Raw genomic sequence first — 22206 nt, 5'->3', positions numbered from 1 at the left:
GGGGTGTGGCGCTGCATCCGGTTCTTGAAACTACCGTACAGAAATACGACGACGGCGGTCATTGCCCTGGCGCATGTCGCGGTTCAACCGTCGGTCACCGTGGTAGAGAATTGCTTCCCAATCCGCCTCTTCGGGTGCCTTGTCGATGACGGGTGACTGCTCCTGTCGAGGCTCCCGCGGCGGGACATGGAGCCAGTTCAGCACGCCCAGCACCATGTCTACGGCAGAGTTCTTCAGGCCGATGTACGCGCGGATGGCGTAGAACGCCAGGAATGCGTTGAGTAACGCGAAGGCGGCGTTGCCCCAGTTCTCGCTGACGACGTCCCGCCAGACGGTGAAGAGGGAGTAGGCGACGATCAGGAACGGCACGACGACGTAGAGTGCCGGCGCAGCCGTCCGGTCCTTGACCTTGGGCGTGCGGACGAAGGGGATCTTCTCGCCGGTGAAAGCCTGTTGAATGGACTTCAGGACGCCGGCCAGGTTCACGGGCAGGAGCACGATGTTGAATCCGTAGATCCTGAAGATGTCGCTGAAGCGGTGCCCGCAGTCCCGGAGGTCGCTGCCCATTGCCAGGAAATAGGGGAGGGCAGTGATGAAGACCAGCGGACTGAGGAGGCGGCTGTCATAGGGGTAGCCGAGCAGGAACAGCAGACCAAAACTGGCCCAGGCGATGGAGGCCATGTAGTTGACCCGCAGGAGGACTTCGCGAGCAAGGATGCGTTCACGACGGTGTCTGCGCTCCCGCATCTGATTCCACAGCTTGGGAACGATGAGCAGACCGCCGTTGGCCCATCGGCGCCGCTGCACCACAAGCGAACCGAAGTCCGGCGGTGTGGCACTGTAGCTCAGCCGTTCGGGGTAATTCACCAGCGTCCACCCGTGGGTCCCAAGGTCAACGCTCGACTCCGTGTCTTCGATGACTGTCCGGTCCTGGATGTAGGTCTTGATGTCGAATCCGCCGACGCTCTCCACCTCGACGATGTCTTCGATGGCACGCTTGCGGATAACGGCGTTGGCACCCACCCAGAACGTGGCGCCGTAGTACGTCATGCCCTGATGAAGGATGTGCTGGATGTCGGTCGTGGCGCCGGCTACGCGCTCGATGCGCGTGGGGGCACCACGGAAGGAGGAATACGGCGTCTGCGTGACGGCAACCCGTTCATTGCCCGGTGATTCCAGCAGGTGGACCAGGCGGAGGCAGTAGTCGCGCAGCAGGAGGGAATCGGCGTCGAGTGTGAGCACGTAGGTGGAGTCTGGAATGTCGAGGTCATCGACATGGTGTTCGGTGGCAGGACGAAGCACAACGCCGTTGGCTGCCTTCTCCTTGTGCCAGCGCCCGCCCATGAGGGAGATATAGGCGTTGAGGTTCATCGCCTTGTTCGCCTCGTGGGAGAGGGAGGCGTAGAGCTTGCGCTCGAACGTGTTCATGGAAGCGGTGAAGATACGGGCCAGGCGCACGTAGAGCTCCACCATCCGGTCCGGATCCGGCGCAGTGTGCTGGGCCCGGGCGGCGGTAAGCGCGAGGACAGTCAGGCGCAACTCACGCGCCAAACCCATCAGCACCAGGTCAACGAAGAACTCGTCAACGTGATCCTCGACGGTCTCGTTCTCAGCCATCGTTTCCAGCCACACCGCGGCGGCCTCGTATTCGGCGATCAGGCGCGGCAGCTCGTCGCCGGCCGGTGTGTGGGAAGCCATGCGTTCGCGGTACCCGGACAACGCGCTGGTGAAGCGCATGGAGGGCTCGAGCAATCGGCCTTCGATCTCGGCAGCCAGTGCGCGTGTGGCCTCAAGCCGACCAAGAACGTTCGGATCTGTCGGGTGCGGCGGGTCATCGAGTAGAAGCGTGACCCGCAGGTTGGGGAACTCCTGCAGAGCGGCGGACCAGAGTGTGGCGCGGACCACTTCGGGCTCTTCAGCATAGGACGGTACCAGCACGGTGATGCTCTCGTCGTAGCGGGCGAAGTGCCGATCGAGCTCACCACGCGGGACACGGCGGTGGTCCCGGAATCGATACAGCGCTCCCTGCCGGGCCAGCAGGTACATCAGTGCGGAGAATGTCAGGAAGGTGACCACCACGAGGTAGAAAATCGCCTCGAGCTGGAACCGGAAGCTTGCCGAGGGATTCTCCGCGAGTTCCCGAAGGATCGTCGATACGACGTAGGCCACCCAACCGAGAATTGTGACCACGATCGCCAATCGGCCGAGCGCGACTTTTCGCCGCGAAGGTCGCGGATGAACGATCGAAAGCGGTTCGGACCGCTTCTCTGCTCCCCACTGACGCCGCCGCGATCCTGCGCCGGACGACGAAGACGTTCCGACAGCCGAATCCGGCACAGAGACTTGCTGGTTCATCCGCCCCCCAAATAATCTGATGGACCCCCCATGCGGAGCGTCCCAGTGAGTGTCGCTGCGGCAGGTGACGGGCCCGACGGTCAGCAGTGTTCATCCCGGTCCGGCTGAGGTGACGGCCCAGCGGCATCGGCGTGCGGGATGTGACGGACGAAACAGTACACCATTTTGATTCGGTGGACTTCCACCGTTACGATACGCTCACCGTTCCCGTCCGAACGGTCTTGTATCTGGGGGACCCATGTCCACACGTTTTCCAGGCCGCAGGCTTTCGCCTGTGCGCCTCACTGTCCTGGTCGCTATTATCGGCACGCTGGTAGCGTCCACTGTTGTGGGTTGGAACCGTCTTGAGGATGTGCGCGCTGCCGCCAATGGCGGGTCGTGGTTCGCCGGGTATGTGGACGCCACAGCAACGCCTTTCTACCCTTTCGAGCAGCCCGCCTCGGAGCAGGGAAAGAGCGTCGTGCTCTCGTTCATCGTTGCTGATCCTGCCGAGGACTGCCGGCCGTCGTGGGGCGCTGCCTACTCGCTGGACGAGGCGCAGTCTGAGCTGGATCTCGATCGCCGAATTGCGCGTCTGATCCAGGACGGTGGCGAGGTTGCAGTGTCGTTCGGCGGTCTGATCAACAACGAGCTCGCCCGGACCTGTACGGACGTCCACCAGCTTACCGGGGCCTACCGCTCCGTCGTTGAGCGGTACAACCTGACCACGATCGACCTCGACATCGAGGGCGAGGACCTGGCCGATTCCGAGGCTGCGGCGCGCAGGGCAGAAGCCCTGGCCGCTTTGCAGGAGGAACGGCGCGCGGACGGCAAGACGCTCAATGTCTGGCTGACCCTGCCTGTGGCGCCGTCCGGTCTGACCGTTCAGGGCACCAACGCGGTGACGGCCATGCTTGACGGCGGCGTGGATCTCGCAGGCGTGAATGTCATGACCATGGATTACGGCGGAAGCAGGGAGCCCGGGGTTTCCCAGCTGGATGCGTCGATCGCGGCTGCCCGGGCCACCCACGCCCAACTAGGAATCCTCTACGACCGGGCAGGCACCAGCCTCGGTCCGCAGACGCTGTGGAGGAAGATCGGGCTGACGCCCATGATTGGTCAGAACGATGTCCCCGCAGAGGTATTTGATCTTGAGGCAGGTGCCGCATTCAATGCCTTCGCCCTGGAAACGGGCGTGGGGCGGATGTCCATGTGGTCGCTCAACCGAGACGCCACCTGCAGCGACAACTACGGCGACGCGAAGATCGTGTCAGACAGTTGCAGCGGCATCGAGCAGGACGGCACGCTGTTCGCTGACGTCTTGGGCGCAGGATTCGAGGGACGGGCAGCGACTCTCAACTCGGCCCCCACTACTGATGAGCCCACGCCCGAGTCCGTGGTCGATGATCCTGAAACCAGTCCTTACCCGATCTGGTCGGAGGAAGCCACATATGTGCTCGATGACCGCGTCGTCTGGCGCGGGAAAGTCTATTCAGCGAAGTACTGGACCTCGGGCGACGTGCCGGACAATCCGGTGCTGCAGGCTGCCGAGACTCCGTGGACCCTGATCGGTCCGGTGTTGCCGGGGGAGAAGCCGGTTCCCGTTGTGACTGCTCCGGCAGGTACCTATCCCGGCTGGGACGCGGAGAAGACCTACGAGAAGGGTGATCGGATCCTCTTCGACGGTCATGTCTTCGAAGCGAAGTGGTGGAACCGGAGCGACAGCCCGGAAGCGGCCCTGCAGACCTCGGATGCTTCGCCGTGGCGCAAGTTCTCCAACGACGAAGTCAAGGAAGTGCTTGAGGAGCTGGAGTCCTGACCGGACGTTGACCGGCAAGAACGTCCGGAGGTTTAGGCCTGCGCCCGTCGGTGAACCTCGTCAATCAGTTTGCCTACCTGTGCTTCCCGGTCGGGAGCTCCTGACTGCCTGAAAAGTTCCTGGCTCTTCTCGAGCTGAAACAGCCCTTCGAGCGCGTCGCCGGACCGCGCCAGCGCCTGCCCCAGCAGCATGTATGCTTCTGCCGCCGTCTGGCTGGCGATGAGGGAAGACGCATCGCAGATGGGCCTCAGCCGATCTACAGCGGCATCGTACTGTGCTGTCAGAAACAGCCAGTGCGCGCGGGTGAGTGACAGTTCAAGCTTGTCCCGCTCACTCCCGCCCACAATCGACGCAGCGAGTTCCGCCCTCTCGATGCACTCGAGCGTCTCAGGCTCCACGACGCCGCCCGCCAGGCGAAGCGCAGCGGACGCACGGTTGAACCGGGCCCACAGGTCAAGGTCGTTTGAGGGCGAGAGATTACTGGCCGCCCGCCGGTGGTAATCGGTTCCGGTAGCGGCATCCCGTCGGAGATAGGCCACGTTCCCGATGACCCAATAGGCCTTGCCTGCAGTCTGCGAGTTCACATCAGCAGTGATGAGCTCAGCCAGCCTGAGGCATTCCTGCCAGGCGTCATCAAGTTGGTCACTCTCGGCGAGTGCTGCGATGAGTGCATGCTGGGCAGTGATGTGCAGGTCCGGCGAGTCGGCGGCAGATGCAGCGATTGCAACAGCCCGCCTTGCTTCTTCGGCCGCGGCCGCGAGGTCGCCCTGGCCCTGCAGGGCGACAGCAAGAAACGTCGCGACCCGTGAAGAGAGATCCGGGTATCGACCCGTTAGTGGATGTTCCTGGAGGGACCGTGCGTGAGCTTCTGCCTCACGTATATTGCCCAGCTTCTTGAAACATTCCGCTTCGAGGAAGCTCATGTTCCACCAAGCGTTTTCGTCCCCGTGGCTCGCTGCTAACCCGGCCGCTTCACGAGCGATGCTCTGAGCGCTCTCGTATTCCCGCTGGCTCCAGGCATCGCGCGCACGCAATTCCAGGAAGACGTGCTCGCCGGGCTGCTGGGTTTGATTCATGGCCTCGTTCCAACGCTGTCCTCGAATGGATCCCCGGGCATCATTCTGTCAGAACCGGCAGCCGAATCTCCCAGTGTGTGCTCGGTGAATTCATGTGTGTTCGAATTCGGAGGAGAAAACTGCGGAAAACATGAGACAAAAGTCTCTCGATTGTCGCAACTCGATCCATATACTGGGGATGCTGTGCAACGCAGAAGGCATATCGTTCTTCTGCGTCCATCAAGTGACAAGGAAAAAGTATGAAAAAAGTCTCCGCAACTCTGTTGCTGACTGCGTTGCTTCTGGTTGGGGGCGGCACGGCTGCTCAGGCTGCAAAAATCGGCAACTGGCCCGATGGCACGACGACTACAACGAAGATCGGCAATTGGCCGGACAGCACAACCACCGCGAAGATCGGCAACTGGCCCGACAGCACGTACCAGGCTGTGTAGTCCCGGTTCTCATAAGGGCCGTGGAGAGCAAGCTGATTGGCTGATCTCCACGGCCTTTTGCATGTCTACAGCAGCAACATCAGCTTCGAATTTCAGCCACGATGTCGCGCACATGCGCGGCCCTGTCGGGTGCGCCGGCGTCGTCGAAACACTGTTCACTGGTTTCGAAGTGAGCGAACGCCTCAAGTTCTTCGCCGCGGGCCGACAGCGCCTGGGCAAGCAGCAGGTTTGCCTCTCCCTCTGTCTGTCGGGAGAGCGCCGAGCCCTCAGCGCAGATTGGTCGCAGGCGCTCCACCGCAGCATTGAGCTGGCCCGTCAGAAATAGCCAGTGCGCCCGGGTGAGGGAAAGCTGGAGCCGGTCCCGCTCCGTGCCGCCGACAATGGAACTGGCGATCTCTGCCCGTTCAATGCACTCAAGCGTCTCCGCATCGACAACGCCGGCTGCCAGGCGCCGTGAAGCGGATGCGCGGTTGAACCGGGCCCACAGGTCAAGATCGTTGTGAGGAGTGAGCTGCTCCGCCGCGAGCCCATGAAAACGGGTGCCGTCGTCCACCTGGCGGCGCATGAACGCTACGTTCCCGATGACCCAATATGCCTTGCCCGCGGTCTGCGTGTGGATAGCCGGCGTGATGTGAGTCGAGAGATCCAGGCATGTGCTCCAGGCTTCGTCCAACCGGTCACTTTCGGCAAGCGCTGCGATCAGCGCGTGATGGGCCTCTATCTGAAGCTCGGGAGAGTCAGCAACCGTGGATGCGCTTTTCACTGCGACAGTAGCGCTATCCACGGCCTCGTCGAGATGACCCAGACCCTGCTGGCACACGGCCACGAGAGTATGGACACGAGCCTTCAATGCTTCCGATTCCAAGGTGAGACTGCTGATTCCGAGGGTTTCAGCGAACTGGAGCGACTCTTCCAATGAGCCCTCCTCGCGCAGGCATTCGGCCTGGAGGAACGTCATGTTCCACCAGGAGTGGTGGTCCTCGGCGTGCGCCGTGAGTTCGATGGCGGCGGCCGCGAGCAGCCGTGCCGCTCGATAATCGCGCTGGCTCCAGGCTTCACGCGCGCGCAGTTCGTACATCACGAGTTCACCGGAATGCTGTGCTGCCACACTTCCCCCTTGTTCAAAGGCTGCGTCGGACAGGCAGGGGGCTCCCGGCGAATTCGACGTGACTGTCTCTGAGTTTATGCGGAAAGGACCGGTTGAGACAGAGCGGGGCAAAGCTGAAGAGATCCGGCCCCAAGGGGTGTTGCATATCACAGTTGCTTCGTATACTGAATTCATCTGGTGTCCGTGACGCTGCACTCCTACCTTTAAGGAATCCGTTATGAAACGACTTTCCGCAGTTCTCCTGCTTACGGCGGCCCTGGCAGTGGGAGGGGGGTCTGCGGCTGTAGCACTGGACAGTGGGCCTACTCAGAGGACGGGTGTTGTCACCTATGGCACGCTGATTGATGACTGGCCTCACTGACCACCACTGAAGTTTGAGCCTGAGACCGTTCAGGGGACAAGTGTTCTCTGAACGGTTTTTCGCGTTCAGGGACCAGGTCTGTACTAGCCTGTGTTCATGCGTATCGCCCGATTTGTGCTCAATGATGATCCAGCGTTCGGCCTCGTCGAGGGGCCTGTTGGCAAAGAAGAGGTAGCCGTCATCAGCGGTGACCCGTTCTACGGAGGCGTGCAGCCCACGGGAGTGCGCCACAAACTGGAGGACGTCCGGCTGCTGGCTCCGGTGATTCCGCGCAGCAAAGTCATCGGTATCGGCCGAAACTATGCTGATCATGCCGCGGAGCTGGGCAACGAGGTTCCGCCGGCTCCGCTGATGTTCCTCAAGCCCAACACATCGGTTGTCGGTCCGGGCGATCCCGTTGTGCTTCCGTCCTTTTCGGACGAAATCTCCTACGAGTCTGAGCTCGCCGTCATCATCGGCCGGATCTGCAAGGACGTACCGATCGAGCGGGTGGACGACGTCGTGTTCGGTTATACCTGCGCCAATGACCTGACGGCCCGCGACATCCAAAAAACGGACAACCAGTGGGCACGGGCAAAGGGTTTTGACACTTCTTGCCCGATCGGGCCCTGGATCGAAACGGAGCTTGATACCGAGAACCTCGCCGTGCGCGGGTGGCTCGATGGCGAACTGATGCAGGACGGCACCACCAGCCAGATGATCTGGGGTGTGAAAGAGCTGGTCGCCTACGTCTCCCAGGCCTTCACCCTTCTGCCCGGCGACATCATCCTTACCGGTACGCCTGCCGGTGTGGGCCTGATCAACGAGGGGCAGCGGTACGACGTGGAGATCGAGGGGATCGGCAGGCTGTCCAACCCGGTGCGCCGCTAGCGGACTGCCTTCACGCCGACGGCCGGACAGTAGACTGGGCACCATCATGACTACTGCTGATCTCCCCACTGTCACGCCCGAAACGCCTGTACGGGTTCGCTTCTGCCCATCGCCCACGGGCGTGCCGCATGTCGGCCTGATCCGGACCGCCCTGTTCAACTGGGCATATGCGCGGCATACCGGCGGCAGGATGATCTTCCGCATCGAGGACACAGACGCCGCCCGTGACAGCGAAGAGAGCTACGAACAACTCCTCGACGCGCTGAAGTGGCTGGGGATCGACTGGGATGAGGGTGTGGAGGTCGGAGGACCGCACGCTCCCTACCGCCAGTCGCAGCGGAGCGGAATCTACCAGGACGTCATCTCGCGGCTCGTTGCTGCCGGACACCTCTACAAGTCCTACTCCACGCCGGACGAGGTGGAACAGCGGCACAGGGCCGCCGGCCGGGACGTGAAGCTCGGGTATGACAACTTTGACCGGAGTCTCTCAGCGGAGCAGAAGGCATCCTTTGAAGCGGAAGGTCGTCCGGCCGTTCTGCGTCTTCGCATGCCGGAAAATGACATCACCTTCACCGACCTCGTGCGCGGAGACATCACCTTCGCAGCCGGCAGCGTGCCGGACTTCGCAGTGGTGCGGGCAAATGGCGCCCCCCTCTATACGCTCGTCAACCCGGTCGATGACGCCCTGATGGGCATCACCCATGTGCTGCGCGGTGAGGACCTCCTCTCCTCGACGCCGCGCCAGGTCGCGCTGTACCGGGCCCTCATCGATATCGGCGTGGCGCGCTACATGCCGCTCTTCGGCCACCTGCCCTACGTGATGGGGCAGGGCAACAAGAAGCTGTCCAAACGCGATCCTGAGTCGAACCTCTTCCTGCACAGGGAGCGCGGGTTCATCCGTGAAGGTCTCCTCAATTACCTCTCATTGCTCGGCTGGTCCCTCAGCGCTGACGAGGACATCTTCACCGTCGACCAGCTCGTCGAGAAGTTCGACATCCATGATGTGCTTGCAAACCCGGCCCGCTTCGACGTCAAAAAGGCCGAAGCCATCAACGGTTCCCACGTGCGACTGCTGGACCCGGAGGACTTCCGGATGCGGCTGGTTCCATACCTGCAGTCGGTAGGCCTGGTCGGCGAGACGATCAGCCCCCGCGAGCTGTCCATCCTCACTGAGGCGGCGCCGCTCATCCAGGAAAGGATCACCCTGCTCGGGGAGGCACCTGAGATGCTCGGCTTCCTGTTTCGTTCCGACGCGCAGGTGGAGGTCGCGGCCGATGCCCGCAAGGGCCTGCCCGCCAACTACGAGGAGGTTCTTGATGCCGCGCTTGGCGCACTCGAACCCTTGGGGGACTGGACCGCTGACTCCATTCAGGCGGCTCTGCGCACTGCGCTCGTCGATGAGCTTGGGCTCAAGCCACGGGTCGCTTTCGGACCCGTGCGGACTGCTGTGTCGGGACGCAAAATCTCACCGCCGTTGTTCGAATCCATGGTTATTCTCGGCAAAGAGTCGTCGCGGGCCCGGTTGAGGACACTGCGTGGTCAGTGAGCTCGCCGCACCTTCCGTTCAGGGCGTCCTCTTCGACATCGATGACACCCTGGTAGACCTTGAGACTGCCATGGGGCGGACACTGCATCACATCGGGGCTGATACCCTGGCGCATCTCACCGAGGCGGAGTGGGTGGAATACAAGGCGTTGTACACCCGGGATCCGCACGGCTACTACGACCAGTTCCTGGCCGGAACACTGAGCTTCACGGAGCAACGCATCCACCGCGCGCGGCACGCCCAGGCATCATTCCTCACCGAACCTCTTGAAGGCGCCGCAGCGGCACGGTGGAACAGTGCGTACGAGGCGACACTGCCGCTTCACTTCGAACCGTATGACGATGTCGTTCCTGTCCTCGATGAGCTGGACCGGCAGGGAATCCCCTATGGTGCAGTTAGTAACAATGTGCACGATTACCAGCGTGCCAAGCTGGACAAGGCAGGCCTGCACCGGGTCGCTGCGCTGGTTGGGATTGACGCCCTCGGGGTTGCCAAGCCCGATCCTGCGATTTATCTCGAGGGAGCCCGGCTGCTCGGAACCGATCCTGCACAGACGCTTTACGTGGGGGACAATCCTGTCGTTGACGCTCAGGGAGCGGATGCGGCGGGTCTCATCGGCATCTGGCTGGACCGTCGCGGTGGGCAGGACAAGGGCTTCGTGGGCCGCCGAATTACCAGCCTGACCGACGTTTTGCGCATCGCGCAGGAAATCCGGTAAAGTTGTTTCTCGGCGCGGAGGGGGTTGACCTGCTGCGAAGCAGGGTAAAAATCTCCCGAAAGTGCCATTGGGGTATGGTGTAATTGGCAACACACTGGTTTCTGGTACCAACATTCTAGGTTCGAGTCCTGGTACCCCAGCGCTGTAAACAGCACAAATCGAGCGGGCATATGCCTCGGCATCAGCCCGCTTCAATTTGGTCTCACAGCATTCGATGTGAAAGAATTATCTAGCTCGTTTGCTGGGAAACCGGCTGACAGCATAGTACTGGCCCCATCGTATAGCGGCCTAGTACGCTGCCCTCTCACGGCGGTAACGCGGGTTCGAATCCCGCTGGGGTCACACAAGGTTCCGCCTCAACCATCTCGGTTGGGGCGGAATTCTCGTTTAAGCGGTCAGCTCCCCATATCCCTGACAACACCGGCAGAACTGGCATGATGGGACCATGGATGCTCCGCTGCCTGACGCTGACGCTGCGGGGCTTGCCGATCTGCTTGGCAGCGTCCGCGAAACGCTCAGCCATCTCACCTTTCCCCTGGATTCTCCCGCGGCCGCTGACGCGCGACATCAGACGCGTGCCGCCGCCGAGCAGCTCGATGACTACATCCTGCCCCGCATCAAGAGCCTGGACGCGCCGCTCCTTGCTGTGGTGGGCGGGTCTACCGGGGCGGGCAAATCCACTCTGGTCAACGCCCTGGTAGGTCATCCAGTAACCCGTTCCGGGCCCATCAGGCCCACCACCCGCCAGCCGATCCTGCTGCACCACCCGGCAGAAGGACACTGGTTCGCCGATGACCGTGTGCTGCCGTCGCTGACCAGGCAGCGCGCCGTCGTCGTCCATGAGGAAGCGGAAGGCGTGCCGGCTTCCCAGATCACTTCACTGCACGACGCCGGCAGCGCAGCCCAGCTTCTGCTTCAACCGGACACGATGATTCCCCTCGGGCTTGCCCTGCTGGACGCACCGGATATTGATTCCATCGCCGATGAGAACCGTCGCCTCTCCTCACAGCTGCTGGCGGCGGCTGACCTGTGGCTGTTCGTCACCACGGCAAACCGCTATGCCGACGCCGTTCCCTGGCAGCTGCTGAGGGAGGCGGCCCAGCGTGACATACTGCTCGCCATCGTTCTTGACCGGGTTCCGCACGGCGTGGAGGAAGAGGTGCGCGCTGATCTGCACACGCTGCTTGCCGCGGAGCAGTTGGGGCATGCTCCGATCTTCGTGATTCCCGAGGAACGGCTTGATCCGCTCGGCATGCTCCCGTCGGAGAGCGTAGAGCCCCTTCAGCGCTGGCTGCGCGCTATCTCGGCCGACGCCGAAGGGCGGCGGGAAATCGCCCGTCGCACCCTGGAGGGTGCGCTGCGGGCACTCGGGCGCCGCGTGGAGAAGATTGCCGATGCGCTCGACGATCAGGCGGAAACCGCCGGTCGGCTTGAGGAAGCGGCGCGTGAGTCCTACGCCGCCGCGCTGGACGCCGTTCTTGAATCGACCAAAGACGGAACCCTCCTTCGCGGTGAGGTGCTTGCCCGCTGGCAGGACTTCGTCGGTACCGGCGAGTTCATGCGCGGGCTCGAATCCACTGTCGGCCGTATCCGGGACAGGATCGGCGGATTCCTCACGGGCAAACCGCCGCGTGCGGTAACCGTCGAGGATGCGATCGAAAGCGGGCTGCAGACCGTCATCGTCGAGGAAGCGGCGAAGGCCGCCGACCGGACGCAGCGGCAGTGGCGTGCCGAACCTGCCGGGCGGGGGCTGCTGGACCCCGGAAGTCCGGTTATGTCACCGGACTTCACCGACACCGTCGCCCGGGAAATCCGTGCGTGGCAGAAGGACCTGCTGGACCTTGTGCGTTCCGAGGGTGCCGACAAGCGTTTCGCCGCCCGGATGCTCTCCTTCGGGGTCAATGGTGTTGCGGTGGCGCTCATGATCGTTGTGTTTGCATCCACCGCGGGCCTCACGGGAGGTGAGGTCCTCATTGCAGGCGGCTCCGCCGTCGTCGGGCAAAAGCTGCTGGAGGCCATTTTCGGCGAAGAGGCGGTGCGGCGGCTCACCCGGACGGCACGCACACAGCTGCAGCAACGGTGCGGAAATCTTCTCGCGGGGGAACGGGAGCGCTTCACCGATACGCTGCACGTGCTGGCCGGCGAACCGTCGTCGGAGGACCTCCGTGCTCTGGCCGTTAACCTGACGCAGCGGCGCTCAGTGGCGGAGGATCTGCGGAACGACGGCGCCGCGCGGGAGGGCGGGCAGTGAGCCGCCACCGCGGAGAGGGATCATCCTCGCGATTGCAGGGTCGCCTCGAGTCGCTCAATGCAGCCCGGGAGCTGGCTGAGGGGCGGGTTGATGAGAAGCAATTGGGCGCAGTCTATGAGGTGCTGGACCGCGCGAGCTCGCGCAGGTCACTGTCCTCCGCACACACTGTCGTGGGCATTTTCGGACCGACAGGCAGCGGAAAGTCGTCGCTGCTGAACGCGCTCACGGGCACTGACCTGGCGCGGGTCGCCGCACGCCGCCCAACGACCGCCGAACCTCTTGCAGTGATCTGGGGCGAGGATGGAAGCGGGGACCTGCTCGACTGGCTGGAGGTGTCCAACCGCCATGTCATGCCCGCCGGTGCGTCGCTGCTGGCCGGGCCCAGTGATCGCCGACGCGTCAGCAGCACCGGCGACGTTGAAGGCGGGCTGATACTGCTCGACCTGCCGGACTTCGATTCGACCGCGCTCGGACACCGAGTGATCGTGGAGCGCCTTTCCGGGCAGGTGGATGTCCTGCTCTGGATCACCGATCCGCAAAAATACGCCGACGCCGCCCTGCACCGGGAGTTCCTGGAGCCGCTGGCAACCCACGAGTCCGTCATCCTGGTTGCGCTCAACCAGTCGGACCGGCTCTCGGAGTCCGACCTCACACAGGTAACCGGATCCCTGAAGCAGATCCTCGCCGCTGAAGGCCATGGCTCAGCTGTGGTCCACGCGATTTCCGCCGTCACAGGGACAGGCCTGGGCGGCCTCGCCGAGGAGATCCGTGCCATCGTGCGCCGGAAGGAGGCCGCGACCGGGCGGTTGTCAGCAGACGTCGACGTGGCCGTCGAATCGCTGGATAGATTCACCGGACCGGAACTTCCGCCGCCCTCGAAGGCGGCGCGCACGGCGCTCTCGGAGCGACTCGCCGGGGCCACCGGCGCCGACGCGGTGATCGACGCCGTCGTCCGTTCCTACCGCCGGGACGCCCACGCTGTCACCGGGTGGCCGGTGACGCGCCGGCTCGGCAAATTGCGCTCGGATCCGCTGCGGCGCCTCAACCTCCGGCGCAGCGAGGTACAGAACTTCGTCGGCCGGACGTCCCTTCCGGAACCCGGCCCGGCGCAGCGTGCGTCCGTTGACCGGGCGTTGCGCACGTTCGGCGACGAGCTGTCGACCGGAGCGGTGGAGCCGTGGCGAAGCGCCATCCGCGACGCGGCGAAGAGCCCTGAGCCGGAGCTTCTGGAGCGTCTCGATGAGGCTGTTGCCCGAACCGACTTCGCATCCGGTTCACGTGCCTGGTGGTGGCCCGTGGCCGGCACGCTGCAATGGCTCTTCCTTGCCGCGATGGTGGTTGGGATCGGCTGGCTGGCGCTGCTGGCTGCGCTGGGATTCCTGCAGTTTCCGGTTCCGGAATCGCCGACGGTGGAGGGAATGCCTGTTCCGACCCTACTGGCCGTCGGGGGAGTGGCAGCAGGCATCGCTATCGGCATTCTGTGCGCTGGGCTGGCGCGCCTTGGAGCCCGGAGGCGGGGAAAACGCGTACGACGGCGGTTGGTCGCCTCGATCAGCGAGACCACGGAGACCGTGGCGGTTGGGCCGGCAGCGGCCGAGATCGAACGCTACAACGGCTTCGTCCGGGCGGTGGCTACAGCGGGTTCGCGCCGGTAGTCAGGCCTGCAGTGCGGCGAGCACCTTCTGAAGCGTGCGCAGGTTGCGGGTGGTTGTCGCCTTTTTGAAGGCGGCCCGGTTCGTGAAGGCGTTGAGTGGGCTGTCCAAGGTTCCGCCCTTCGGCGCCCGCCAGGCAGCGGCGATGGTTCCCAGGGGCTGCACCGGTTCATTGATGGATCCTGCAAACTTGATCAATTCGGTCAGCACGGCAGGGTCGGAGAAAAGGGTGAGATAGGTGTGGATGTCAGGGTCATCGGCAGGAAAGGGGCAGTCCGCAACGATGCTTTCCACCGTGGCGGCGTCCAGCACAACCACCCGGGCTTCATACCCGAAGCGCTGCCGCAGCGACTGTTCGCTCTGGAATTTCAGCTCATCCGCGGTGAGGTCGCTGCTGCAGACGACATTTCCTGACGCCAGCAAGGTTTTCACGCCGGAGACCGGGAGTGCCTCGACGGTCCTCCGGAGGTCTGCTGACTTGATGGCGACGCCGCCGACATTGACGCCGCGTAGGAAGATCGCGTACCTGGTCACGAGGTCAGCCTAACGCTCCAGGTTCCGGAAAGTTTCGGGCAGCTGCTGCGACGTGACCGGCACCTGAAGTCGCCATAGCTGCGCAAAAGCTCCGTTAATCCGCAGACTTGCCGATCGCGTTGGTCAGCTGAAGTGCGGCGTTCACGACAACCTCGGCATGGATCCGGCCTGGCTGGCGGGTGAGTCGTTCGATGGGGCCCGAGATTGATACGGCGGCGATGACGCGACCGGAAGGACCGCGCACCGGGGCCGACACTGACGCGACTCCAGCCTCCCGCTCACCGAGGCTCTGACCCCAGCCCCGCCGTCGTACTCCGGCAAGCACAGTGGGTGTGAACCGTGCGTTCTGGAGGCCCTGAAGCAGTCGGTCGTGGTCCTCCCAGGCCAGCAGGCACTGCGCGGCGGATCCGGCTTTCATCGACAGCTGGGTGCCCACGGGGATGGTGTCGCGCAGACCGATCGGTCGTTCGGCGGAGGCGACGCAGACCCGTGCGTCGCCCTGGCGGCGGAAGAGCTGCGCGCTCTCGCCGGTCGCATCGCGCAATTGGAGAAGGACGGGGCCGGCAGAAGCAATCAGTCGATCCTCGCCCGCGGCGGAGGCGAGCTCCACAAGGCGACTGCCCAGCACGAACCTGCCCTGGATGTCCCTGCTGACCAGGCGGTGGTGGACCAGCGCAAGGGCGAGCCGGTGGACTGTGGGACGTGCCAGGCCGGTGGATGTGACCAGTTGGGCCAGCGTGGTTGGGCCGGCCTCCAACGCGTCCAGCACGAGAGCCGCTTTATCAATCACGCCGACACCACTAGAATTGTCCATAACCTGATATTGCCGTCTCATTATCTGAGACGCAAGTGTCCGGGGTGGCGCGTATGGATGCGCGCCTGCTTCAGTTAATTGGAAGATCTGATCGAAGGCACGCGGAGGAACCGGCCATGGGCAAGACGCTCGCAGAAAAAGTCTGGGAATCGCATATCGTGCGCAAGGGTGAGGTCGTCAACGGCCAGGCCGAGCCGGACCTGCTGTACATCGACCTGCACCTCGTCCACGAGGTCACCTCACCGCAGGCCTTCGAAGGCCTCCGTTTGGCCGGTAGGAAGCTGCGCCGGCCGGATCTGACGATCGCCACCGAGGACCACAACACTCCCACGATCGATATTGACAAGCCCATCGCGGACCTGACGAGCCGCACGCAGATCGAGACGCTGCGCGCCAACTGCAAGGAGTTCGGTGTCCGGCTGCACTCGCTGGGTGACGCGCAGCAGGGCATCGTTCACATTATCGGCCCGCAGCTCGGCCTCACCCAGCCCGGGCTCACCGTGGTGTGCGGAGACTCCCATACCTCCACGCACGGAGCCTTTGGAGCACTGGCCATGGGCATCGGCACGTCCGAGGTGGAGCACGTCATGGCCACCCAATCCCTGTCGCTGAACCCGTTCAAGACCATGGCGATCAACGTTGAGGGAACGCTCAAGCCGGGCGTCACGTCGAAGGACATCATCCTGGCTGTCATCGCCAAGATCGGGACCGGCGGCGGTCAGGGCTATGTGCTGGAGTACCGCGGCTCGGCCATCCGTGCGCTGTCCATGGACGCACGCATGACCATCTGCAACATGTCGATCGAGGCCGGTGCCCGCGCCGGGATGGTTGCACCGGATGAAACTACCTTCGAGTACCTCTCGGGTCGTCCCCACGCGCCGCAGGGCGATGACTGGGACGCCGCCGTCGAGAACTGGCGCACGCTGCGCACTGATGATGACGCGGTGTTCGACGCCGAGGTCTTCCTGGACGCGGATGAACTCGAACCATTCGTCACGTGGGGAACCAACCCCGGGCAGGGCGTCTCGCTCAGCCAGGCTGTCCCGTCGCCGGATGACTTCGCCGACGAGAATGAGAAGGCGGCCTGTAACCGGGCGCTGGAGTATATGGCCCTCGAAGCCGGTACTCCCATGAAGGACATCCGGGTGGACACGGTTTTTCTGGGTTCGTGCACCAACAGCCGCGTCGAGGATCTGCGGCTGGCAGCGGACATCATCCGCGGACGGCAGAAGGACCCGAACATCCGCATGATGGTTGTGCCGGGTTCCGCCCGTGTGCGCCTCGAGGCTGAGGCCGAGGGTCTTGACAAGGTCTTCAAGGAATTCGGGGCGGAATGGCGCTTTGCCGGCTGCTCGATGTGCCTGGGCATGAATCCGGACCAGCTGGCGCCGGGGGAGCGGTGCGCATCGACGTCGAACCGCAACTTCGAAGGCCGGCAGGGCAAGGGCGGCCGTACGCACCTGGTCTCGCCCGTCGTTGCTGCGGCCACCGCCGTGCGCGGAACCCTGAGCTCGCCTTCCGATCTGGATCCCGTGCCGCCCGCTGCTGCGGTGCAGGCCGGAAACAGCTCCACCATCCACGCTGCGTGACACCGGACAAGAGGAGAAGACCATGGAAAAGATCACTTCACACACCGGGATCGGCGTTCCCCTTCGGCAGAGCAATGTGGACACCGATCAGATCATCCCGGCCGTCTACCTGAAGCGGATCACGCGAACCGGTTTTGAGGACGCGTTGTTCGCGGCATGGCGCAAGGATGAAAACTTCATCCTGAACCGGGAGCCGTTCAACCGCGGTTCAGTGCTGGTTGCAGGGCCCGACTTCGGTACGGGTTCTTCCCGCGAGCACGCGGTCTGGGCGTTGAAGGACTTCGGTTTCCGGGCGGTACTGGCGTCCCGGTTTGCCGATATCTTCCGCGGCAACTCCGGCAAGCAGGGGCTCGTCGCCGCCCAAGTGGCGCAGGACGACATCGAGTTGATCTGGAAGGAGCTCGAAAATCACCCGGGCACTGAGATCACGGTAGACCTTGAGTCACGTCTGGTTACCTGTGGATCGATTATCGCCGGGTTCCAGATCGATGACTACACTCGCTGGCGCCTCCTGGAGGGGCTCGACGACATCGGCCTCACCCTGCGCCACGAAGAGGCCATCACCGCCTACGAGGCCGTGCGGCCAAGCTTCAAGCCCACGACTCTGCCCGCACCCACCTGACCTGTCCCGCTGGTGCAAGGAAAATCACGTTCCGCACCGGAATTTCGGGCTGAATCGCGCTGTTTGCACTCCGTGAAGGGATCAACACGGTCCCGCTGACAAGCCGTCGGTATTTCAGTCTGGTAACAGTAGCTCCTATGCTTAGCAGGAGGTCTTATCTGCTGTTGGGGCTAACACGTTGAAGGAATTAGGTGTTCATGGGTAGCGTTCTGACAATCCGCGGTGGTGTCCCTCTCGCAGGCAAGGTCACCGTCCGCGGTGCCAAGAACCTGGTGCCGAAAGCGATGGTCGCTGCGCTGCTGGGAAACTCGCCGTCGGTGCTGAGGAATGTCCCTGAGATCAAGGACGTCGACGTCGTCACCAGCCTTCTGAAGCTTCACGGCGTCGAGGTGAGCAAGGATCCGGTCACCGGCGATCTCACCATGGATCCCGCGAACGCCAGATTGGCGGCGTCGAAGGACATCGACGCGCACGCCGGGGATTCACGCATTCCCATTCTCTTCTGCGGTCCGCTCATGCACAGCATCGGCGAGGCTTTCATTCCTGACCTGGGCGGATGCAAAATCGGCGACCGCCCCATCGACTACCACCTTCAGGTGCTGCGGAATTTCGGCGCCGTCGTCGACAAGCGGCCCGGCGGAATCTCGATTTCCGCACCCAAGGGCCTCCACGGCGCAAAGCTCGAGTTGCCGTACCCCAGCGTGGGTGCCACCGAGCAGGTGCTGCTGACTGCCACGCGCGCCGAGGGCATCACCGAGCTCAAGGGTGCCGCAGTCGAGCCGGAAATCATGGACCTCATCGCCGTACTGCAAAAGATGGGTGCCATCATCACCGTGCAGACGGACCGGACCATCCGAATTGAGGGCGTGAAGGAGCTGGGCGGCTTCAACCACAAGGCCATCTCCGACCGCAACGAAACGGCGTCCTGGGCCTCCGCCGCCCTGGTCACGCGTGGCGACATCTACGTTGAAGGCGCCCGCCAGCTGGACCTCACCGCGTTCCTGAACACGTACCGCAAGATCGGCGGCGCGTTCGATGTGAACGATGACGGCATCCGCTTCTACCACCCGGGCGGCAAGCTGTCGCCGTTGGTGCTGGAGACCGATGTCCACCCCGGCTTCATGACCGACTGGCAGCAGCCCCTGGTGGTCGCGCTCACGCAGGCCGAGGGCGTATCGATCGTGCATGAGACCGTGTATGAGAACCGCTTCGGCTTCACTGACGCCCTGGTGCGCATGGGAGCAAACATCCAGGTGCACCGGGAGTGCCTCGGCAGCGTGCCCTGCCGGTTCGGTCAGCGGAACTTCCTCCATTCCGCGGTGATCTCCGGCCCTGTGCAACTGCATGGAACCGATATCGACGTGCCGGATCTCCGTGGCGGCTTCAGCCACCTGATTGCCGCGCTAGCGGCCAACGGAACGTCCCGCGTCACCGGTATCGAGCTCATCAACCGCGGCTACGAGCGGTTCCAGGACAAGCTCGAGGGCCTTGGCGCTGACTTCGACGTCACCGAAACGGCAGACGCGGGAATCGGCCGCTAGGCGCGGCTGCACGCAGCATGACCGAACCTGCTTCGTCCCGCGCAACGTTCGCGGTCCTCGCCACCATTCTCCGGCCGCTCATGAATGCCATGATGTCCAAGGAATGGAAAGGTGCCGAGAACCTCCCACGCGATACCGGCTTCATCGTGTGCCCCAACCACGTCACGGAAATCGACCCGATCGTCATCGGGCACTTCCTCTACAACAACAAGGTGCTGCCACACTTCCTCGCGAAAGCATCGCTGTTCAAGGTCCCGGTGTTCGGTGCCGCATTGCGCGCCACACTGCAGGTGCCGGTAGAACGGACGACGGCGGGAGCCAACCACTCGCTCGATGTGGCCAGGGAGGCAATCGACGGCGGCGGCGGAATCATCATTTACCCGGAAGGGACGCTGACGCGGGACCCGGACATGTGGCCCATGAAGGGCCGCACCGGCGCTGCGCGCCTCGCCCTCCAGACGGGTGCGCCGGTTGTACCCATTGCGCACTGGGGCGCGCAGGAGGTCTTCCCGCGGTACGCAAAGCGGCTCTACCTGTTTCCACGCAAGAAGTCCCGTGTCCTCGTGGGAAAGCCGGTGGACCTCTCCGAGTTCCACGGCGGCCCCATCACGCGCACCACGCTTGATGCAGCGACCACCCGGATCATGGATGCGCTGACAGAACTCGTTGCCGAACTGCGCGGCGAGACACCGCCGGCGGATCGATGGGATCCGACGTCTAAAAACCAGAAGCAGACGGGTCGAAACTTCGGGTCCCCTGCGGGTGAGGCTCAGTGACCCGTCGGCCTCCCGCCGTCGTCGCCGTCCTGGGGGCCGGCAGTTGGGGGACCACCTTCGCGAAGGTGCTGGCCGACGCCGGCGCGCGATCTGACACACGCGTGCGCCTGTGGGCGCGCCGGGAAGAGATCGCCGACGAAATCAACACCCGCCACAGGAACAGCCGCTACCTTGCGGACACGGTGCTGCCGGACAACATCAGCTGCTCCACCGACGTCGCCACCGTTCTTGACGGCGTGGAGCTCGTTGTCCTGGCGGTGCCGGCTCAATCCCTCCGCTCGCAGCTTCCGGCCTGGAAGCCGCTGATTTCACCGGACGCCGTGGTGGTTTCCCTGATGAAGGGACTGGAAGTCGGCACTGATGCGCGCATGAGCCAGGTCCTCGCCCAGGAACTCGGTCTTCCCGAGGACCGCATCGCGGTGGTCTCCGGCCCCAATCTGGCCATGGAGATCGCCCGCTGTGAGCCGACAGCCTCTGTGGTGGCGTGCCCCGACGCTGAGGTGGCCACGTGGATCGCCGCGGCCTGCACGGCCACGTACTTCCGCCCGTATACCAACACGGATGTGGTTGGAGTGGAAATCGGCGGCATCGTGAAAAACGTCATCGCGCTGGCCGTCGGCATCTGCGAGGGCAAGCAGATGGGGGACAACACCAAGGCCTCGGTCATCACGCGCGGTCTCACCGAGACGACGCGGCTTGCCGTTGCACTGGGAGGGGAGCCGGAGACAATGTCCGGACTCGCCGGCATGGGTGATCTGATCGCCACATGCTCATCCTCGCTCTCACGCAACCACACTGCCGGCAGGCTGCTGGGCCAGGGGCTCACCCTTGACGAAGTAACAGCGCACATGAACCAGACGGCCGAGGGCATCAAGTCCGCGCAGGCGGTGCTTGACCTCGCGCGCCAACTCGAGGTCTATATGCCCATAACGGATAGTGTTGTTGCCGTACTTCAGGGCAACCTGTCCGTCCATGACCTCGGCCCGCGTCTGCTGGCCCGCGAACTGAAATCCGAAGGCTGACTGTGACCCCAACTGCCAAGCCCCGCGTCCTTGTGCTCTTCGGCGGGCGGTCGAGCGAACACGCCGTGAGCTGCGTGACGGCCGCCGGCGTGCTGGATGCGATTGACCGGAACAAGTATGACGTCGTTCCGGTGGGTATTGCGAAGAACGGCCAGTGGTCTTTGGTTTCCTCGGATCCCTCCCAGTGGTCCCTGCGCTCAGCGGTGCTTCCCGAGGTTCCGGTGTCACCGGAGTCGGTGGTGCTGGCTACAGCCTCCGACGGCGGCGCAGGGCAGGAACTCGTTGCAACAGCAACAGAACAGATGCCACGCAGTCTCGGCGCAGTGGATGTCGTGCTGCCGCTGCTGCACGGCCCCTTCGGCGAGGACGGAACCCTGCAGGGCATGCTCGAAATGGCGGACATCCGCTACGTCGGTGCGGGTGTTCTGGCGTCCGCTGTGGGGATGGACAAGCACTACATGAAGGTCGTGTTCGCCTCCGCGGGACTTACGGTCGGTCCGTATGAGGTGTTCACCGACCGGGAATGGTCACGCAACCCGTCGGCATGCCTTGATCGTGCCGCAAAGCTTGGATTCCCGGTATTCGTCAAGCCGGCCCGCGCCGGCTCATCGATGGGCATCTCGCGGGCCGCCTCGCCGGCGGAACTTGAGGCAGCCGTGGAAACCGCACGGCAGTTCGACCCGAAGGTCATCGTCGAGGCCGGGATCGTCGGCCGGGAGATCGAGGTCGCTGTCCTGCAGGGCAGGGGCATGGATGAGCCGCGGACCAGCCTCCCGGGGGAGATCGCAGTTCAGCCCGGCGAGCACGAGTGGTATGACTTCGAGGCAAAATACGTTGACGGCGCGGCAGCGGAGCTGAGCTGCCCGGCAGACCTTCCGCCCGATGTGATGGACCGGGTCCGGGAGCTTGCCGGCCACGCCTTCGACGCCCTCGGCACCGAAGGGCTTTCCCGCGTCGATTTCTTCTACACACCCGCAGGCGAGCTCATCATCAACGAAATCAACACCATGCCGGGCTTCACACCGATCAGCATGTACCCGCAGATGTGGGCGAAGTCGGGGCTGACCTATACGGAACTGATCGACGAACTCATTGGGCTGGCGCTCGAACGCAGGACAGGCCTGCGCTAGGCGCGGCCGGAA

Annotated in this window: 18 protein-coding genes and 2 tRNA genes; 15 read left to right on the top strand and 5 right to left on the bottom strand. The window is 63.7% G+C overall.

Going from position 1 to position 22206, the window contains the following annotated elements:
• Positions 1-30 precede the first annotated feature (30 nt).
• Entirely contained in the window at positions 31-2355 is a 2325-nt protein-coding gene (locus JOD47_RS00540) for a glycosyltransferase family 2 protein (RefSeq protein WP_204530989.1), read from the bottom strand.
• Positions 2356-2593: 238 nt separating this feature from the next.
• On the opposite strand from JOD47_RS00540, the gene JOD47_RS00535 reads away from it, so the two are divergent.
• Positions 2594-4153, top strand: a complete 1560-nt coding sequence (locus tag JOD47_RS00535) for a chitinase (RefSeq protein ID WP_204530987.1) — start codon at positions 2594-2596, stop codon at positions 4151-4153.
• Between the two features lie 32 nt (positions 4154-4185).
• Here the strand turns inward: JOD47_RS00535 and JOD47_RS00530 are convergent, their stop codons facing one another.
• Entirely contained in the window at positions 4186-5229 is a 1044-nt protein-coding gene (locus JOD47_RS00530; RefSeq protein ID WP_204530985.1) for a hypothetical protein, read from the bottom strand.
• 239 nt (positions 5230-5468) lie between these two features.
• On the opposite strand from JOD47_RS00530, the gene JOD47_RS00525 reads away from it, so the two are divergent.
• The gene (locus JOD47_RS00525) at positions 5469-5660 is read left to right on the top strand and encodes a hypothetical protein (RefSeq protein ID WP_204530983.1); all 192 of its coding nucleotides are present in this window, start codon (positions 5469-5471) and stop codon (positions 5658-5660) included.
• 79 nt (positions 5661-5739) lie between these two features.
• Here the strand turns inward: JOD47_RS00525 and JOD47_RS00520 are convergent, their stop codons facing one another.
• Positions 5740-6768 carry a hypothetical protein gene (locus tag JOD47_RS00520; RefSeq protein WP_307836156.1) on the bottom strand — a complete coding sequence of 343 codons (1029 nt, stop codon included), beginning with the start codon at positions 6766-6768 and terminating at the stop codon, positions 5740-5742.
• A gap of 457 nt (positions 6769-7225) precedes the next feature.
• Here JOD47_RS00520 and JOD47_RS00515 point away from each other — a divergent pair, with 457 nt between their 5' ends.
• From JOD47_RS00515 to JOD47_RS00485, 7 genes are all read left to right on the top strand, one after another.
• On the top strand, positions 7226-7999 hold the full coding sequence (locus JOD47_RS00515) for a fumarylacetoacetate hydrolase family protein (RefSeq protein ID WP_204530981.1): 774 nt from the start codon (positions 7226-7228) through the stop codon (positions 7997-7999).
• A gap of 46 nt (positions 8000-8045) precedes the next feature.
• Positions 8046-9545 (top strand): glutamate--tRNA ligase, encoded by a 1500-nt coding sequence (gene gltX, locus JOD47_RS00510; protein ID WP_204530980.1) that lies wholly within the window; start codon positions 8046-8048, stop codon positions 9543-9545.
• A complete protein-coding gene (locus JOD47_RS00505; RefSeq protein ID WP_204530978.1) occupies positions 9535-10263 on the top strand; it encodes an HAD family hydrolase in 729 nt (242 codons plus the stop codon). The genes gltX and JOD47_RS00505 overlap by 11 nt, the downstream gene beginning before the upstream one ends.
• 68 nt (positions 10264-10331) lie before the next feature.
• Positions 10332-10403: transfer RNA gene (locus JOD47_RS00500), tRNA-Gln, on the top strand.
• Positions 10404-10532: 129 nt separating this feature from the next.
• Positions 10533-10605, top strand: a tRNA-Glu gene (locus JOD47_RS00495).
• A 103-nt stretch (positions 10606-10708) separates the two neighbouring features.
• Complete coding sequence (locus JOD47_RS00490) at positions 10709-12514, top strand: dynamin family protein (RefSeq protein ID WP_204530976.1); 1806 nt, start codon at positions 10709-10711, stop codon at positions 12512-12514.
• Positions 12511-14169, top strand: a complete 1659-nt coding sequence (locus JOD47_RS00485; RefSeq protein ID WP_204530974.1) for a GTPase family protein — start codon at positions 12511-12513, stop codon at positions 14167-14169. Before JOD47_RS00490 ends, JOD47_RS00485 begins: the two co-directional genes overlap by 4 nt.
• Here the strand turns inward: JOD47_RS00485 and JOD47_RS00480 are convergent, their stop codons facing one another.
• Both JOD47_RS00480 and JOD47_RS00475 read right to left on the bottom strand, forming a co-directional pair.
• Positions 14170-14700 (bottom strand): DUF1697 domain-containing protein, encoded by a 531-nt coding sequence (locus tag JOD47_RS00480; protein WP_204530971.1) that lies wholly within the window; start codon positions 14698-14700, stop codon positions 14170-14172. It lies immediately after the preceding gene.
• A 94-nt stretch (positions 14701-14794) separates the two neighbouring features.
• The gene (locus tag JOD47_RS00475; RefSeq protein ID WP_204530970.1) at positions 14795-15514 is read right to left on the bottom strand and encodes an IclR family transcriptional regulator; all 720 of its coding nucleotides are present in this window, start codon (positions 15512-15514) and stop codon (positions 14795-14797) included.
• A gap of 116 nt (positions 15515-15630) precedes the next feature.
• Here JOD47_RS00475 and leuC point away from each other — a divergent pair, with 116 nt between their 5' ends.
• The 6 genes from leuC (at position 15631) to JOD47_RS00445 (ending at position 22194) form a co-directional block, all read left to right on the top strand.
• Positions 15631-17103, top strand: a complete 1473-nt coding sequence (gene leuC / locus JOD47_RS00470) for a 3-isopropylmalate dehydratase large subunit (protein ID WP_204530969.1) — start codon at positions 15631-15633, stop codon at positions 17101-17103.
• A gap of 22 nt (positions 17104-17125) precedes the next feature.
• Positions 17126-17725, top strand: coding sequence for a 3-isopropylmalate dehydratase small subunit (gene leuD / locus JOD47_RS00465; protein ID WP_204530967.1), 600 nt, complete (start codon positions 17126-17128; stop codon positions 17723-17725).
• 197 nt (positions 17726-17922) lie between these two features.
• Entirely contained in the window at positions 17923-19266 is a 1344-nt protein-coding gene (gene murA / locus JOD47_RS00460; RefSeq protein ID WP_204530965.1) for a UDP-N-acetylglucosamine 1-carboxyvinyltransferase, read from the top strand.
• A 17-nt stretch (positions 19267-19283) separates the two neighbouring features.
• Positions 19284-20042, top strand: coding sequence for a lysophospholipid acyltransferase family protein (locus JOD47_RS00455; protein ID WP_204530963.1), 759 nt, complete (start codon positions 19284-19286; stop codon positions 20040-20042).
• Complete coding sequence (locus JOD47_RS00450; RefSeq protein WP_204530961.1) at positions 20039-21064, top strand: NAD(P)H-dependent glycerol-3-phosphate dehydrogenase; 1026 nt, start codon at positions 20039-20041, stop codon at positions 21062-21064. The genes JOD47_RS00455 and JOD47_RS00450 overlap by 4 nt, the downstream gene beginning before the upstream one ends.
• A complete protein-coding gene (locus JOD47_RS00445; RefSeq protein WP_372432837.1) occupies positions 21061-22194 on the top strand; it encodes a D-alanine--D-alanine ligase family protein in 1134 nt (377 codons plus the stop codon). The genes JOD47_RS00450 and JOD47_RS00445 overlap by 4 nt, the downstream gene beginning before the upstream one ends.
• The last annotated feature ends 12 nt before the right edge of the window (positions 22195-22206 follow it).

The sequence above is a fragment of the Arthrobacter tumbae genome (assembly GCF_016907495.1).
Taxonomy (GTDB): Bacteria; Actinomycetota; Actinomycetes; order Actinomycetales; family Micrococcaceae; genus Arthrobacter_D; species Arthrobacter_D tumbae.
Note: the sequence above shows the minus strand (reverse complement) of the source record. Positions and strands in the feature narration are given on the sequence as shown.